This is a genomic window from Phaeobacter sp. CECT 5382, assembly GCF_001457775.1.
In the GTDB taxonomy this organism is placed as follows: Bacteria; Pseudomonadota; Alphaproteobacteria; order Rhodobacterales; family Rhodobacteraceae; genus Pseudophaeobacter.
In genome coordinates, this window is record NZ_CYSG01000011.1 from 52167 (window position 1) to 66719 (window position 14553).

The following is a 14553-nucleotide window of genomic DNA, read 5'->3' on the forward strand; positions in this document are numbered from 1 at the left end:
AAAATGGCTAAACTCATTCAAACAGAAGAAGAAATCCTGTTATCAGAATCCGCCAATGGTTTTCTGAACAAGGCGGCACCTGTGTCCCGACTGCGCCAGATGCGTGATGCCGGAGAACACAGTGATCCAGAACTCTGGCAGGACATGGCAGCCGCTGGCTGGGCCGGTGTGTTGGTACCTGAAGCAGAGGGCGGCTCTGATATGGGGCACGCTGCTGCGCAGGTGTTGGCCCGTGAAATGGGCCGTACTTTAGCGGTTAGCCCGTTTATCAGCACTGCCGTGATGGCGACGACGGTGTTGCGCAATCAATCTGGCCCACAAAGCCGCACCCGTCTACAAGAGATTGCAGAAGGATCTCTAACCTATTCAATCGCATTGGATGAGAGTGCCAAGTTCAATCCGAATAGCATCAATCTCAAAGCAGAAAAGCGCGGCAATGGCTACGTTTTGAATGGCCTAAAACCTTTCGTTGTTGATGGCGGTATGGCCGATCGGGTGTTGGTTTTGGCCCGCAGTGAAGATGGGCTTTGCCTGTTTGATCTGGCACGCGACACAGCAGGATTGGCCACTACCGCGATCCAGATGATCGACAGCCGCGACGCAGCTTCACTGGCTTTTGAAAATGTCGAGGTTTCAGGCGACACGCTACTCGGTGATCCGGGAGCAGGATTGGAGTTGTTGAAACCCGCACTGGAGGCAGGTCAAGCCGTTCTGGCGGCAGAAACCGCCGGCTTGTCAGAGGCGGCATTCACACTGACCACGGATTACCTGAAGGAACGCAAGCAGTTCGGCGTAACCATTGGCAGTTTTCAGGCTTTGCAGCATCGCGCAGCACATCTTTGGTGCGAGATGGAATTGACCCATTCAGCCATCCTTAATGCCGGCCGCCAGTTGGACGCAAACCCGCAGAACGCAACGCTTGCGGTTTCTGTTGCAAAAGCCCGCGCCACTGAGACGGCGCAAAAGGTGGTTCAGGAGGGTGTCCAGATGCACGGCGGTATTGGTATGACCGATGCCTTTGATATGGGATTTTATATGAAACGGGCCCGCGTTGCTGCGGAATGGCTCGGTGACTACGGCTATCACGCTGCAATCGTTGCCAAACTACGTGGGTTTTGAGGGAGAGACAGATGCAGGATCTATTTACGCTTGAAGGTAAAACCGCGCTAATCACTGGCGGCGCCACAGGCATTGGCCGGATGGCTGCTGAAGCCATGGTTCGGGCCGGGGCACATGTGCTGATCGCCTCGCGCAAAGGATCAGCCTGTGAAGCGGTAGCCGCTGAGTTGAATGCCCTTGATGCCCCTGGCAGTGCAGAAGGGTTTGGCGGTGATGTCGGCACCCAGGAGGGGATCGAAGCGCTTGTCGACGAGATCCACAATCGCACGAAAACCCTTGATATTCTTATGAATAACTCTGGCATTACCTGGGGTGCCGAAATGCAGGACTTTCCCTATGAAGCCTGGGAAAAAGTCATGTCCGTCAATGTCACTGGGGTCTTTGATCTGACTCGCCGCTTGCTGCCAATGCTGATCAAAAGCGGCGCCTCAGGTGATCCCGGCCGGATTATCAACGTGGGCTCGGTGATGGGTGAGATCCCAATGGGCGACGGCGCCTACAGCTATTCGGCCTCAAAAGCGGCGGTGATCCACCTGTCCAAAATTCTGGCGAAAGAACTTGCGCATAAAAACGTTACGGTAAATGCCCTGGCACCTGGACCTTTTGTGTCGCGGATGACGGCCTTTGTGACCCATGATGAAGAAAAACGCGCCAAGGTTGGCAAGGACGTTCCTTTGGGGCGGGTCGGACGCTACGAGGACATTGCTGGCTCCGTCTTGTTTCTCAGCGGCAAAGGCGGTGCCTATGTCACGGGATCCGTGGTGCCGATTTCGGGTGGGATAAATGTGATGTCCGGGCACAATATCTTTGCCAGCGCTCTGGACTGATTGAACTTAAGGGCGCCTAGCAGGGCTCTGAAAATAAAGGATACTCTTTTGTCCAAATCACGACGTGAACTACCAACAGCGCTGCAGAATCTGCGTATTCCACTGATCGGCTCGCCGTTGTTCATCATTTCGGTGCCGGAACTGGTCATTGCGCAGTGCAAGGCAGGGATTGTGGGGTCCTTCCCGGCCCTGAATGCCCGCGAAGCTGAAGGAGACCCGGTCCTGCTGGAGGCTTGGCTGAAGCAGATCACCGAAGAGCTGGATCGCTACAATCAAGCAAATCCTGACCGGCCCGCAGCACCTTTTGCGGTCAATCAGATCGTTCATCGCTCCAACACCCGACTGGAACGCGATCTGGAGATCTGCAATCGCTGGAACGTGCCAATCTGGATCACATCGCTGGGCGCGCGCCCTGAAGTAAACGAGGCGGCGCATTCCTGTGGTGGCGTCGTGCTGCACGACGTGATCAACAATACCTTTGCCAAAAAGGCCATCGAAAAGGGAGCTGACGGCTTGATCGCCGTGGCCGCAGGGGCTGGAGGGCACGCAGGCGAGCAATCGCCTTTTGCCTTGATCCGCGAAATTCGTAGTTGGTTTGACGGACCCCTAGCCCTGTCCGGCGCGATTGCTGGTGGCGAGGCCCTTTTGGCGGCGCGCGCATTGGGGGCGGATTTTGGCTATGCGGGATCCCCCTTTATCGCCACGCATGAGGCCAATGCACAGGCAGGATACAAGCAGATGATCGTCGACAGCACTGCTGAAGACATCGTTTATTCTTCTCTGTTTACGGGCGTTTGGGGCAACTATCTAAAGAAATCCGTGACACAGGCCGGGTTGGATCCCGACAATCTGCCCACGGCGGAAACGTCGGCTATGAACTTTGGCTCCGGCTCGTCAAAACCCAAAGCCTGGAAAGAAATCTGGGGCTCCGGTCAGGGGATCGGCGATGTCACCGGGATTTGTTCCGCTCAGGAGTTGGTTGATCGCATCGCGACCGAATACCAGACAGCCGGACACACCCTTGCACAAGAGTTTCAGGACTAAGACATGGCTGAGCTTCTAGTGGTCCGGCACGGGCAGGCGTCTTTCGGAGCGGATAACTACGACCTGCTGAGCGAGCTGGGTCGTCAGCAGGCGCGTGCCCTGGGGGATACGCTGCGGGCGCTTGATTGGATTCCTGACCGGGTGATCACCGGAAGTCTGGAAAGGCAGAAGCAGACTCTGGCCGATATGCAGTTTGATTTGACTCCGGAACTGCATCCCGGTTGGAACGAGTATGATTTTCACGATCTGCTGCACAGTCGGTTTGGTGGTCAGGCACCGGATGACGTCATAACCGACAGAAAGACGCATTTCCGGGCTTTGCGCGAAACGTTGGCAATCTGGCAAACAACTGGAATCCCGCAGGCCCGTGAAACCTGGCAGAGTTTTTGCAACCGGATCGAGGCCGCCCGGCAGCACGCCGTCACTACAGATTGCGAGCGCGTTTTGGTGGTAAGTTCAGGCGGTGCCATTGCGCGCTTGGTGTCCAACAGCCTGCAAGTTCCGGATGAGCAGATGATTGCCTTGAACCTGCAGATCAAGAACAGTTCTGTCAGCCGGTTTATTTTTTCGAAGGAGAGGTTTTTTCTCCATGAGTTCAATTCAGTGCCGCATCTTTATAATCAAGATCGTGCGGCGCTTTTGACCTATAGCTAAGGGGCACAGAGGATGAGTGGGAAAACCCAAACCTTGGATCAGGAGGCAGTTGCAGCCTATCTGAATGGACGCCTGCCGGGCTTTGACAGCGGTTTCGAGGTCGAAAAATTTGCCACGGGGCAATCAAACCCGACCTTTCTGCTAAAAACAAGCGCAGGCAATTATGTACTGCGTCGTAAACCTCCGGGCGTCTTGCTGAAATCTGCCCATGCGGTTGACCGCGAATTCCGGGTGCAAAGCGCTTTGGCGGAAACTGACGTGCCAGTCGCTAAGATGCATCTGCTGTGTGAAGACGACGATGTGCTCGGCTCTGCCTTTTACGTGATGGATCACGTGGAAGGGCGCAACATTACTGATCCGTCGATGCCCGGCCTGGATGAGGAAAGCCGCGCGGGTGTCATGGATGAAATGAACCGGGTTCTTGCCTGCCTGCATGCGGTTGATATCAATGCGGTGGGGCTCTCGGACTATGGTCCTCCGGGCAATTATTTTGAACGTCAGCTGGCGCGCTGGACCAAGCAGTACCGGGCTTCGGAAACGGAAACCATCGCTGAAATGGATGAACTGATCCAGGCGCTGGAAAGTGCGATGCCCGAAGATGACGGGCAACGGGGACTGGTGCATGGCGACTATCGCATCGACAATATGATCTTTGCCAAGGATGGAACCAGCTGCAAGGCGGTTTTGGATTGGGAGTTGTCAACCATCGGTCACCCCTATGCGGACTTGGCCGGGGTCATCATGCAATGGCAAATGCCACCTGGAGCCGAAGGACGGGGCCTAGCCGGTATTGACCGCGCACCACTTGGTTTACCGTCCGATCAGGACTTCATCGACGCCTATTGCAGGCGCCGCGGTCTGGGTGGGATCGATGATTTTGGGTTCTATCTTTCGTTCAGTTTCTTTCGGATGGGGGGAATTCTTCAGGGAGTGCTGAAACGCGCCCTTGATGGCAATGCCTCCAATCCGGAGCGTGCGATCAAATTGGGCGGATTTGTTTCGCTATTCGCACAGAGTGGTTTACGGGCGTTGAATAAATAAATTCAAATTTTTCAATTCATTACATTGGGTTGAAAATGTATTTATTCACCATTCTCTGGTAGGTTCCACGCCATCGCGCAAGCGATGTGCGTGGTTCTACGTAGCGATTATTGCTCGACCGCTCGGCCAGAGCCGCGCATTATGTGAAACAAAAGACCGCAGCTGTCAGGCTCGGGTTTTCAAAGCAAAGGAGAGCCGTGATGGAAGAGACCGATGTTCTCGGCCGACATGATCTTGGCGATGGTATTTTTGAAGTTCAACTGGGGCGCGCACCAGTCAATGCGCTGAGCGCCGATTTTCTGATGCAATTCGCTGCCGAGATCGAGAGCATTTCCAAAGATGAAACCGTAAGGGCGATCATTTTGACCAGCCCGTTCAAGGTGTTCTCTGCGGGACTTGATCTAAAACAGGCTAAGGACTTTGATATTGCGCAGCAGCACGCTGTGGTGCGGGGGCTGAACGAGGCCTTTCTGGCCCTTTATGCCTGCCCCAAACCTGTTGTGGCCAGTGTCGGTGGTGCCGCCATTGCAGGCGGATTGTTCTTTGTACTGGCCAGTGATCGCCGGGTCGCGATGTCGAAAAGATCGTCCTTTGGTCTGGCTGAAGTGCGCGTTGGAGCTGATTTCCCTGTAGGCCCGCTGGAAATCGCCAAGGCAACGCTGGATAGCGATACCCAGCGCCGTCTGATGCTGACCGGGCAACCCATTGGCCCAATCGCTGCGCGCAATGCGGGGTTCATCGATATTATCGCTGAAGACCACGAAGATCTGGTAGCCTATTCCCTCTCCGAGGCCCGCAAGCTCGCCGAATTGCCGTCAGAAGCCTATGCATCGGTCAAACTTCAGCTCCGAGGAGAGACGATCGCGCGCATCCGTGCAGCGATTGCTGCCGGAGGAAATGAACCAGAAGGTGGCTGGTTCAACAGTCAAACCCGCGATGCGATGCAGGGCATGATTGACCAGGGTTAAGGCTGAATCACAGCAGGGAAAAGGGGCAAAAGGAATGGATCAGGCGCGGCTTGAACACATCAGGTCATGGCAGCAACGCTATGTGGATCAAAAGAAATATGCAGGAAGCTCGGTTCTGATCAATAGGGCCGGTGAAGAAAAGCTATTCCACGCGGCCGGGCGCCGGAACCTCGAGGAAAATCTGCCCTTCACGCGCGATACTTTGGTCCGCATTTATTCGATGACCAAGCCGGTGACCTCGCTTGCCGTGATGATGCTCGCAGAGCAGGGGTTGTTTCACCTTGATGCCCCTGTGTCGGATTTCATCCCTGAATTCTCGCAAATGCGGGCCCTGATCCCGAACGCGACCTCCATGGATCAACAGGAGCCGAGCCGTTCTCCAACTCTGCATGAACTTTTGACCCACACCAGTGGCTTAAGTTACCCCTTTAATCCTGGTGTCTTGCCTGCGGCGATGGCAGAAGAACAGTTGATGTTCAAACCAAACCAGGGCGATCTGGGCCGCATGGCGGCTCATTTGGCCAGCTTCCCTTTGGCTTTCCAACCCGGTAAACGATGGGAGTATTCTGTTGGCATCGATGTTCTCGGAAGAGTGGTCGAAATTGTCTCTGGGAAGAGCTTGGCGGAATTCTTTGACAGCCGGATCTTTGCACCGCTGGGTATGACCGAAACCGGGTTCCGTGTCCCGCGTGACGCAGGAGACCGGTTTGCCTCTCTCTATACGCCGCTGGTGGGTGACGCCATGGCGCTGAACAGCGCGCAGACAAGCAATGAAACACTGCGTCTGACCGATCTGCATGGGGGCTCTCCCTTTGAAACGGCTGACATGATGTCTGGCGGCGGTGGCCTGGTTGGCACAATTGATGACTACATGAAATTTGCCGAAATGCTACGGCTCGGCGGACGGGCTGGTGACGACTTTATCATCTCGCCAAAAACTGTTGAATTCATGATGAGAAATCACCTTCCTGGTGACATCGCCTCGATGGGGCCGCAGAGTTTCGCGGAACAGCCCATGGAAGGAATGGGATTTGGCCTCGGGGGGGCTGTTGTTCTCGATCCGGCCCTCGCACGTTGCGCAGGGTCAATTGGTGATTTCAGCTGGGGCGGCATGGCCTCAACCTTCTTCTGGGTCGATCCGGTTCTCGATCTCAGCGTTGTCTTCTTTACTCAACTCTCTCCCTCAAGCTCTTACCCATCGCGGGCAGAGCTCAAAGCACTGGTTCATGGAGCCATCCTGGAATGACTACACCTGACGTCCTGTGGACACCAACCAACGCGCGCGCAGAACAAAGCCAATTGGCTCAATACCAGCGCTGGTTAAAGCAAACGACCGGCGCAGAGTTTGCCGACTACAACGCTCTGTGGAACTGGAGCACGACTGATCTTGATGGGTTCTGGACCTCCATCTGTGACTTTTTTGAGCTGAAGTTCTCGCAAAAGGCCACCAAGGTTCTAGGCAGACGTCAAATGCCTGGGGCTGAATGGTTTCCCGGAGCAAAACTGAACTGGGCCGAAAATATCCTCTCCAAAGGTTTGGAAACGCCAGAAAAGCAGGCGCTTATAATAGAGTCTGAAACAACCGGGCGATCTGAGCTGTCTTGGAAGGAATTGACGGATCAGGTTTCCAGTCTGGCCAATCATCTGCGCGCCATGGGAGTCGGGCAGGGCGATCGCGTTGCGGCAGTTTTGCCCAATACAGAATGTGCAATCATCGCCTGCCTTGCGACCACGAGCCTTGGCGCGATCTGGTCTCTCTGTTCGCCAGATATGGGCAAGGTCGCTATTCTGGATCGCTTTCGTCAGATTGAGCCCAAGGTTATGATCTATCAGGATCGCTACAAACATGGTGGCAAATGGATCGACAAAAGTCAGGAGATCTCGGAGGTCGTTGCAGGACTTTCCACGCTGGCCCATCAGGTTGAAGTATCTACCGAAGGAAACCCTTCTAGTGAGCTAGATAGCAGGGGGAAATCCACGTCAACTGACTGGCAGAGCCTGTTAAAAACCCCGGCCGAGCTCACGTTCACGCAGGTGGATTTCGATCATCCTTTGTGGATCGTCTATTCCTCTGGGACTACAGGAAACCCCAAGCCGATTGTCCATGGACATGGAGGCATCCTGCTGGAAGGATCCAAGCAATCGCTGCACCTGGATCTGAACCCGGACAGCCGGTTTTGCTGGCTGACGTCTTCGGGTTGGGTCATGTGGAATGTTCAACTGGTGGCTTTGGGGCAGGGCGCGACCGTCATGTTGTATGACCGGGCACCGAATTACCCCGATTTATTGGATATCTGGCGCCGCGTTGCAGACGAAAAGATTACCTATTTTGGTGCCGGCGCCGCGTTTTTCAGTGCCTGCGCAAAAGCCGCCATCCAGCCAGGGGCCCAGTTTGATTTCGCAGACCTGACTTCGCTTGGATCCACCGGGTCTCCAATGACCTCGGACGGGTATGCCTGGATTTATGGCGCCGTTAAACAGGATCTCTGGCTTGCACCGATTTCTGGCGGCACGGATTTCTGCGGCGCCTTTGTTGGGGGCAACGTGATGATGCCGGTGCGCGCAGGTGAAATGCAGGCACGCGCCCTGGGCAATGCCGTGCGAGCCTTTGATCCAGAAGGAAACGAGCTGATCGACGAGGTCGGTGAGCTGGTCTGCACAGAACCTTTGCCATCTATGCCATTGTTTTTATGGGGGGACGAAGACGGCTCGCGACTGCATGAAAGCTATTTTGACACCTATCCGGGGATTTGGCGCCATGGGGACTGGATCTCGATCAACGCCGAAGGCGGTTCTGTGATCTATGGCCGGTCCGACGCCACCATAAATCGCCGCGGGCTGCGGCTTGGGTCTTCGGAAATCTACCAGGCTGTCGAAGCTTTGGAGGAGATCCAAGACAGTCTGGTAGTTGATCTGGAGTTTCTCGGCAAAGCCAGCTTTATGCCGTTGTTTGTCGTCCTGACAGAGCCCGGAAAACTAGATGACGCCCTGCGCGAAAAGATCAAAATGGCGATCCGCAATGCGGTCTCGGCGCGGTTTGTGCCGGATGACATAGTTGAAATCAAAGACGTGCCGCGCACACTGTCTGGTAAAAAGCTGGAAGTCCCGGTCAAGAAACTGCTACTTGGAGGCGACCCGAGCAAGATCGTGAACCGGGACTCGATGGTGAATCCATCCAGTTTTGACCCATTCATGGTCTATGCCGAAACACGGAACTTGAACTAGGAACACTGGCCAAATGACTGATGCAGGAAAGATTTTGCTCAACCTTCTGGATCTGGAAGAGCTCGACACCAATCTGTATCGCGGCATTGGGTCTGGTGGCGAAACGCCAATGCGGATCTACGGGGGGCAGGTTATAGCCCAGGCACTTTCGGCAGCTTATGCCAGCGTGCCTGAGCGGCTGTGCCACTCGCTGCATGCCTATTTCATTCGTCCAGGAGATCCCAGCAAGCCTGTGATCTACGAAGTCGATCCAGCACGTGATGGTGGTAGTTTCACGACCAGACGTGTTACCGCGATTCAGAATGGGCGTCAGATCCTCAATCTGGCGGCCTCGTTTCACATCCGGGAACCCGGCTGGGAGCATCAGCACGACATGCCAGATGTCCCGCCACCGGAAGGCTTGGTTTCTCGTGACACGCTGAACCGTCAGCAAGCGCACCTAATTGCAAAAGACTATCGCGCCGAATTCACCCGCGAACGCCCCTTTGAAATTCGTGATATCGAACCAAGGGACCCCCTCGATCCGGAAAAAACCAGCGATATAAACCACATGTGGATCAAAATGGAAGCTGCCAAAGGGGCAGGGCCGCAGCTGCAGCATGTGCTGATGGCTTATGCCTCTGACTTTGGTCTGCTGGGATCCGCCCTTCGCCCACATGGGCTGACCTGGAACAAACCCGAAGCGATGACCGCCAGTCTCGACCATGCCATGTGGTTCCACGGTCCGGTTCAATTCGACCAATGGCATCTTTATACGATGGATTCACCCTTTGGCGGTGGCGGCCGCGGTTTCAACCGCGGCTCGATCTATACTCAGGATGGGAAATTGGTGGCCAGCGTCGCACAGGAAGGGCTGATGCGCCCGATCAAACGCTGAAACCTTATCGTCCACCAAATTTGTCGCGAAGCTTTTGCATGCCCGTAATCCAGCGGCCATAATTGCTTGCTTTTGCCTGCATATATTCTTTCACCTGTGGATGTGGAAGTACCAGAAAGTCATTGTTTTCAATTGCCTTCACGCAGCAGTCAGCGACATGATCCGGCTCGAGCATTCCGTCCAAACTGGCAACGCTTTCTTCAAACCCACGCGTCATCTCTGAGCGCACGGCCTGCGGACACAATACCGAGACACCAATGCCCTGATCGCCATAGGTGATCGCCAGCCACTCCGCGAACCCGACGGCTGCGTGTTTGGTGACACCATATGGTGCCGCGCCGATCTGGTTTAGAAGACCAGCCGCAGAGGCCGTATTGAGCATGTAGCCGCCACCGCGTTTCAACATCCGCGGAACCATATGACGTGCGGCCCAAACATGCGACATCACATTGATATCCCATATTTTTTGCCATTCATCGTTGTCGACCTCAAAACCGCCAAGGGTCAAGATGCCTGCATTTGAACAAAACAGATCGATGGGCGCAATCCTGTCTTCGACCGTTTCAATCAAATCCTTGATGCTCATCTCGTCGCGAACATCCAGCTCCAAAGCGGTTCCACCAATGAGTGCTGCCGTCTGTTTAGCGCCGTCAATATCAATGTCAGCACAAATCACATGGGCCGCACCCATTTCCGCGAACTTTTGGGCAAGACCTTTGCCAATACCGTTTGCCGCGCCAGTTACGACCACACAACTGTCCTGAATTTGCATCTTTGCCGCCTTGATCCTTGGTTTCATTGGACAAAGGCTATCCGGTCATAGCAAAGCTGCCAATCCTGTGTGACGGAACGGAATTGGTAGTTATTCACCATAATACTGATTATAAGAATAAGGGCGCGACAGTGGCTCCCTAGGCGTGGTCGGACATTTTGGACCTCAGGTTCTGGAATGCGCAATTCTGGGACAAAAAGACCTCACCACTCAACTCGTCTAGGAAATGGCTGCGTTGCAAGCGATCCATAACTGGGCCTTTCACCTCGGACAGATGCAGCTGGATACCCATATCCGAAAGCTGATGATTGATAGCCTCAAGAGATTCCAAAGCACTTAGATCGACTTCGTTCACTGCCGAACACATCAGGATGACATGGGCGATCTCGTCTTTGCCCTGATGTACCCTTTCCAGAATGAGATCTTCCATCCGCCGGGCATTGGCGAAATACAGGCTTTCATCAATTCTCAGCGTCACGATACGGGGATCTGTTGTTACATCATGCCGGTGAATATTGCGGAAATGTTCGGTTCCGGGCACCTGGCCCACCTCGGCGACATGCGGACGAGACGTTTTCCAAAGGTACAAAAGCAAGGAGGTCAAAACGCCTGTCGCAACTCCGGTTTCCACACCCACCAGCAAAGTTAGAGCAATGGTGATGGAAACTGCTGCAAAATCAGCGCGGGAATACCCCCAGGCCCGTTTCAGAATGGATAGGTCAACCAAAGACAGGACAGCCACGATAATGGTCGCCGCCAGAGTTGCCTTTGGGAGGAAGTAAAGCAAGGGTGTCAGGTAGATGGCAGCAAAAGTCAATCCAATGGCAGTAAGGGCTCCTGCTGCTGGCGTGCGTGCTCCCGCATCAAAATTGACAACGGACCGGGCAAAACCGCCTGTTACCGCATAGCCACCGGACAGACCGGATGCGATGTTTGCAGCTCCCAATGCGGTTAGTTCCTGGTTTGTGTCAATGCGTTGCCTCCGTTTGGCGGCCAGTGTCTGAGCCACAGAGACGCTTTCGACATAGCCAATGATCGTAATCAGCGCCGCCGGTCCCAACAAAGCTGTGGTGATGCCAAAATCAATGCTGGGGAAACCCAAAGGTGGAAGTCCGGTCGGTACCTGTCCAACGACCGAGACGCCAAGCTGTGGTAGGTTGAAAGCCCAGGAAATCAGGATAGTACCGGCCACAGCAAAGACCGGACCGATACGGACAACGGTACCGGCACTGGCAGCTGTTAGGTTGAAACGCCGCTGTAGTAGCCCGGACAATCCCCGGCGAAGCCAATAGAGAAACCCTAGAACGGATAAGCCAAGAAACAGGGTGACGAGGTTGCTGTTCCAGATCCCCTGCCCCAAAGATTGTAATATTTCCGGAAGGTTATGTCCTGAAGCTGTAACCCCCAACAGGTGTTTGAACTGGCTGATCGCGATAAGAATACCAGACGCGGTGATGAAACCGGCGATCACCGGGTGCGACAATAAATTGGCCACCAGTCCCAGCTTGAGAGCCCCCATAGCTAGGAGCATGGCGCCTGACAGCAGTGCAAGCATTGCCGAGGCTGCAACATAGTCTGCAACGCTCTCCAGTCCAAGCGGCGCCAGTGCCGATGCTGACATGAGGGACACAACTGCAACGGGCCCAACTGCAAGAACCCGAGAGGTTCCCAATACTGCATAAACAACCAGAGGCAATATCGACGCATAGAGGCCGACCTCTGCCGGAAGGCCCGCCAAAAGCGCATAGGCCAGCGATTGAGGGATCAGCATGATCGTTACGATCAGGGCAGCGGTTCCATCTCCAAGAAGATCCTCGCGACCATAGCGTGGCCCCCACTGAAGAATGGGAAACAGATTGCTCCAAGCGATGGGCGTCTTTTTCAGCTTCATCTTGCGACTTTCATCCCGAGACACCCTGGCTATCGCGCGGCGTGCCGTTAACATATTCACTCATTGATATATGTGTGGTTTCAGGAAAGTAACCCCCTTGCGAAAAGTTGTGATTATTTTCTTTTGTCAGCTCACTTTGCATGTTAACATATTGTAAATATGCATTTCTACATGAATGTAGCCACTCACAAGTGAGGCGGCTTTGCAGATTTATACGGGAATTTTTACAAAACCGACTTTGCGGTATTGTTGATTTTGCAAAGACAAGTTCTTCACCGCGTAGTGTGAGAGTATTGCTGGGTAGTGTGAGAGTATTGCTGGGTAGTGTGAGAGTATTGCTGGGTCCCTAGCTTTGCATAAAACCCCATATAGCTTGCGAAAGGCATCACGTTTGACTTGGCTGCAAATTTTCAAAGGTTTCAAGTCAGACCGGGAGGCCATTGCCAGATTTGCGCATCGGAGTTGCTGCCGGATTAACCTCTGTACTTTGAGAGAGTGACGCTAACACACCGAGTGGTTGTCGGGTAAGCCTAGAATAATGTTGCAGAAAGATACAACATCCTGCCCGCCCACTTCACCGCTGAAGCGGTTTCCATAGTAATGAATTCGGATCCAAAACCCTCGGCATCTGGAGGCAAGTGAAGAAATGTACGTTGCAAAAACACCGGGACGCCCGGGCTGTTTGTGCGCCTTGCAAAAGTGCAAATTAAAATTGCAGGCATGCATGTATAAAGGGTGAGCGGAAGGGGCAAAAAATCCCACCGCTCACCCACGTCTTGTGCAGCTTGACAGAAGACGCGCGCCAACTGTCAGGTTTTCACCTATTCTCTCTAGAAAAACGCCTGCAAGCCAGTCTGGGCACGTCCCAGGATCAAGGCGTGAACGTCATGGGTCCCCTCATAGGTGTTAACGGTTTCGAGGTTGACCATGTGGCGAATGACATTGAATTCCAGGCTGATACCGTTGCCGCCATGCATATCGCGGGCATGGCGCGCGATCTCGAGAGCCTTGCCACAATTGTTGCGTTTGACGATCGAAATCATTTCTGGCGCGGCGTTCGCCTCGTCCATCAGGCGGCCAACACGCAAGGACGCCTGCAGGCCCAGTGTGATTTCCGTCTGCATGTTAGCGAGTTTTAGCTGGAACAGCTGAGTATTGGCCAAAGGACGCCCGAACTGCGTCCGATCCAACCCATATTGCCGGGCTGCATGCCAACACGCTTCGGCAGCCCCCATGGCGCCCCAGCTGATGCCGTAACGCGCACGGTTCAAGCAACCAAACGGCCCTTTCAAGCCCTGAACATGCGGCAACAAAGCGTCATCGCCTACTTCGACGCTATCCATGACGATTTCACCGGTGATGGAAGCGCGCAACGAGGCCTTATTCTGGATCTTCGGTGCTGACAGACCCTTCATGCCTTTTTCCAAAACAAAACCACGGATCTTGCCGCCGTGCTCATCAGATTTGGCCCAGACCACGAATACATCCGCAATCGGCGCGTTGGAAATCCACATTTTGGAACCGGTCAGTTTATAGCCGGAAGCGGTTTTTTCGGCGCGGGTCTTCATACCGGCAGGATCGGATCCCGCATCGGGTTCCGTCAGACCGAAACAGCCGATCCATTCGCCCGATGCCAGTTTCGGCAGGTATTTCTTGCGCTGTTCTTCGCTGCCATAGGCGTAGATCGGATACATGACCAAAGAGCTTTGTACCGACATCATTGAGCGATAACCGCTGTCTACGCGTTCTACCTCACGTGCAACCAAGCCGTAGGAAACATAGCCACCGCCGAGGCCTCCGTATTCTTCGGGAATGGTCGTTCCCAACAGGCCCATCTCACCCATCTCGCGGAAAATTGCGGGATCTGTTTCTTCGTTCTCATAGGCTGTAGTGACGCGCGGTTGCAGTTTTTCCTGCGCGTATGCCCGGGCCGAAGCCGCAATCATGCGCTCGTCTTCGGTCAACTGATCGTCCATCCGCAACGCGTCTTCCCAGTTAAAGCGGCCCAGATCGGGCGCATCCTTGGCGCGCAGTGTTGGCTTGTCGGTCATCGAAATGCCCCTCAATGTGATGTGTGTTGTCAGATGTTGCCGAAAACTTAACAAGATCCCCGGATAAAAAACAGCGAGACTTTG

Annotated in this window: 12 protein-coding genes; 9 read left to right on the forward strand and 3 right to left on the reverse strand. The window is 54.3% G+C overall.

Going from position 1 to position 14553, the window contains the following annotated elements:
• The first annotated feature begins 3 nt into the window (after positions 1–3).
• The 9 genes from PH5382_RS12820 to PH5382_RS12860 all read left to right on the forward strand — a co-directional run bounded on the left by PH5382_RS12820 (position 4) and on the right by PH5382_RS12860 (position 9755).
• The gene (locus tag PH5382_RS12820; RefSeq protein ID WP_197410045.1) at positions 4–1119 is read left to right on the forward strand and encodes an acyl-CoA dehydrogenase family protein; all 1116 of its coding nucleotides are present in this window, start codon (positions 4–6) and stop codon (positions 1117–1119) included.
• Positions 1120–1130: 11 nt separating this feature from the next.
• Positions 1131–1946, forward strand: a complete 816-nt coding sequence (locus PH5382_RS12825) for an SDR family NAD(P)-dependent oxidoreductase (protein ID WP_058334791.1) — start codon at positions 1131–1133, stop codon at positions 1944–1946.
• Positions 1947–1994: 48 nt separating this feature from the next.
• The gene (locus tag PH5382_RS12830) at positions 1995–2990 is read left to right on the forward strand and encodes an NAD(P)H-dependent flavin oxidoreductase (RefSeq protein WP_058334792.1); all 996 of its coding nucleotides are present in this window, start codon (positions 1995–1997) and stop codon (positions 2988–2990) included.
• A 3-nt stretch (positions 2991–2993) separates the two neighbouring features.
• Positions 2994–3644, forward strand: coding sequence for a histidine phosphatase family protein (locus PH5382_RS12835; RefSeq protein WP_058334793.1), 651 nt, complete (start codon positions 2994–2996; stop codon positions 3642–3644).
• Positions 3645–3656: 12 nt separating this feature from the next.
• The gene (locus tag PH5382_RS12840) at positions 3657–4685 is read left to right on the forward strand and encodes a phosphotransferase family protein (RefSeq protein ID WP_058334794.1); all 1029 of its coding nucleotides are present in this window, start codon (positions 3657–3659) and stop codon (positions 4683–4685) included.
• Positions 4686–4885: 200 nt separating this feature from the next.
• Positions 4886–5653 carry an enoyl-CoA hydratase/isomerase family protein gene (locus tag PH5382_RS12845; protein WP_058334795.1) on the forward strand — a complete coding sequence of 256 codons (768 nt, stop codon included), beginning with the start codon at positions 4886–4888 and terminating at the stop codon, positions 5651–5653.
• Between the two features lie 34 nt (positions 5654–5687).
• The gene (locus PH5382_RS12850) at positions 5688–6899 is read left to right on the forward strand and encodes a serine hydrolase domain-containing protein (protein ID WP_058334796.1); all 1212 of its coding nucleotides are present in this window, start codon (positions 5688–5690) and stop codon (positions 6897–6899) included.
• On the forward strand, positions 6896–8878 hold the full coding sequence (locus PH5382_RS12855; protein WP_058334797.1) for an acetoacetate--CoA ligase: 1983 nt from the start codon (positions 6896–6898) through the stop codon (positions 8876–8878). Before PH5382_RS12850 ends, PH5382_RS12855 begins: the two co-directional genes overlap by 4 nt.
• 13 nt (positions 8879–8891) lie before the next feature.
• On the forward strand, positions 8892–9755 hold the full coding sequence (locus PH5382_RS12860) for an acyl-CoA thioesterase (protein WP_058334798.1): 864 nt from the start codon (positions 8892–8894) through the stop codon (positions 9753–9755).
• Positions 9756–9759: 4 nt separating this feature from the next.
• On the opposite strand, the gene PH5382_RS12865 is transcribed toward PH5382_RS12860, so the two are convergent.
• The 3 genes from PH5382_RS12865 to PH5382_RS12875 all read right to left on the reverse strand — a co-directional run bounded on the left by PH5382_RS12865 (position 9760) and on the right by PH5382_RS12875 (position 14469).
• Positions 9760–10527 (reverse strand): SDR family oxidoreductase, encoded by a 768-nt coding sequence (locus PH5382_RS12865; protein WP_058334799.1) that lies wholly within the window; start codon positions 10525–10527, stop codon positions 9760–9762.
• Positions 10528–10666: 139 nt separating this feature from the next.
• Positions 10667–12418 carry a SulP family inorganic anion transporter gene (locus tag PH5382_RS12870; protein WP_058334800.1) on the reverse strand — a complete coding sequence of 584 codons (1752 nt, stop codon included), beginning with the start codon at positions 12416–12418 and terminating at the stop codon, positions 10667–10669.
• An 830-nt stretch (positions 12419–13248) separates the two neighbouring features.
• Positions 13249–14469, reverse strand: coding sequence for an acyl-CoA dehydrogenase (locus tag PH5382_RS12875; RefSeq protein ID WP_058334801.1), 1221 nt, complete (start codon positions 14467–14469; stop codon positions 13249–13251).
• Positions 14470–14553 lie beyond the last annotated feature (84 nt).

Excerpts from the sequence above, each read along its gene's own strand:
- PH5382_RS12840 (WP_058334794.1), top strand. The coding sequence starts at position 3,657 with ATGAGTGGGAAAACCCAAACCTTGGATCAGGAGGCAGTTGCAGCCTAT.
- PH5382_RS12850 (WP_058334796.1), top strand. The coding sequence starts at position 5,688 with ATGGATCAGGCGCGGCTTGAACACATCAGGTCATGGCAGCAACGCTAT.
- PH5382_RS12865 (WP_058334799.1), bottom strand. The coding sequence starts at position 10,527 with ATGCAAATTCAGGACAGTTGTGTGGTCGTAACTGGCGCGGCAAACGGT.
- PH5382_RS12875 (WP_058334801.1), bottom strand. The coding sequence starts at position 14,469 with ATGACCGACAAGCCAACACTGCGCGCCAAGGATGCGCCCGATCTGGGC.
- PH5382_RS12855 (WP_058334797.1), top strand. The coding sequence starts at position 6,896 with ATGACTACACCTGACGTCCTGTGGACACCAACCAACGCGCGCGCAGAA.
- PH5382_RS12820 (WP_197410045.1), top strand. The coding sequence starts at position 4 with ATGGCTAAACTCATTCAAACAGAAGAAGAAATCCTGTTATCAGAATCC.
- PH5382_RS12825 (WP_058334791.1), top strand. The coding sequence starts at position 1,131 with ATGCAGGATCTATTTACGCTTGAAGGTAAAACCGCGCTAATCACTGGC.
- PH5382_RS12860 (WP_058334798.1), top strand. The coding sequence starts at position 8,892 with ATGACTGATGCAGGAAAGATTTTGCTCAACCTTCTGGATCTGGAAGAG.
- PH5382_RS12835 (WP_058334793.1), top strand. The coding sequence starts at position 2,994 with ATGGCTGAGCTTCTAGTGGTCCGGCACGGGCAGGCGTCTTTCGGAGCG.
- PH5382_RS12870 (WP_058334800.1), bottom strand. The coding sequence starts at position 12,418 with ATGAAGCTGAAAAAGACGCCCATCGCTTGGAGCAATCTGTTTCCCATT.
- PH5382_RS12845 (WP_058334795.1), top strand. The coding sequence starts at position 4,886 with ATGGAAGAGACCGATGTTCTCGGCCGACATGATCTTGGCGATGGTATT.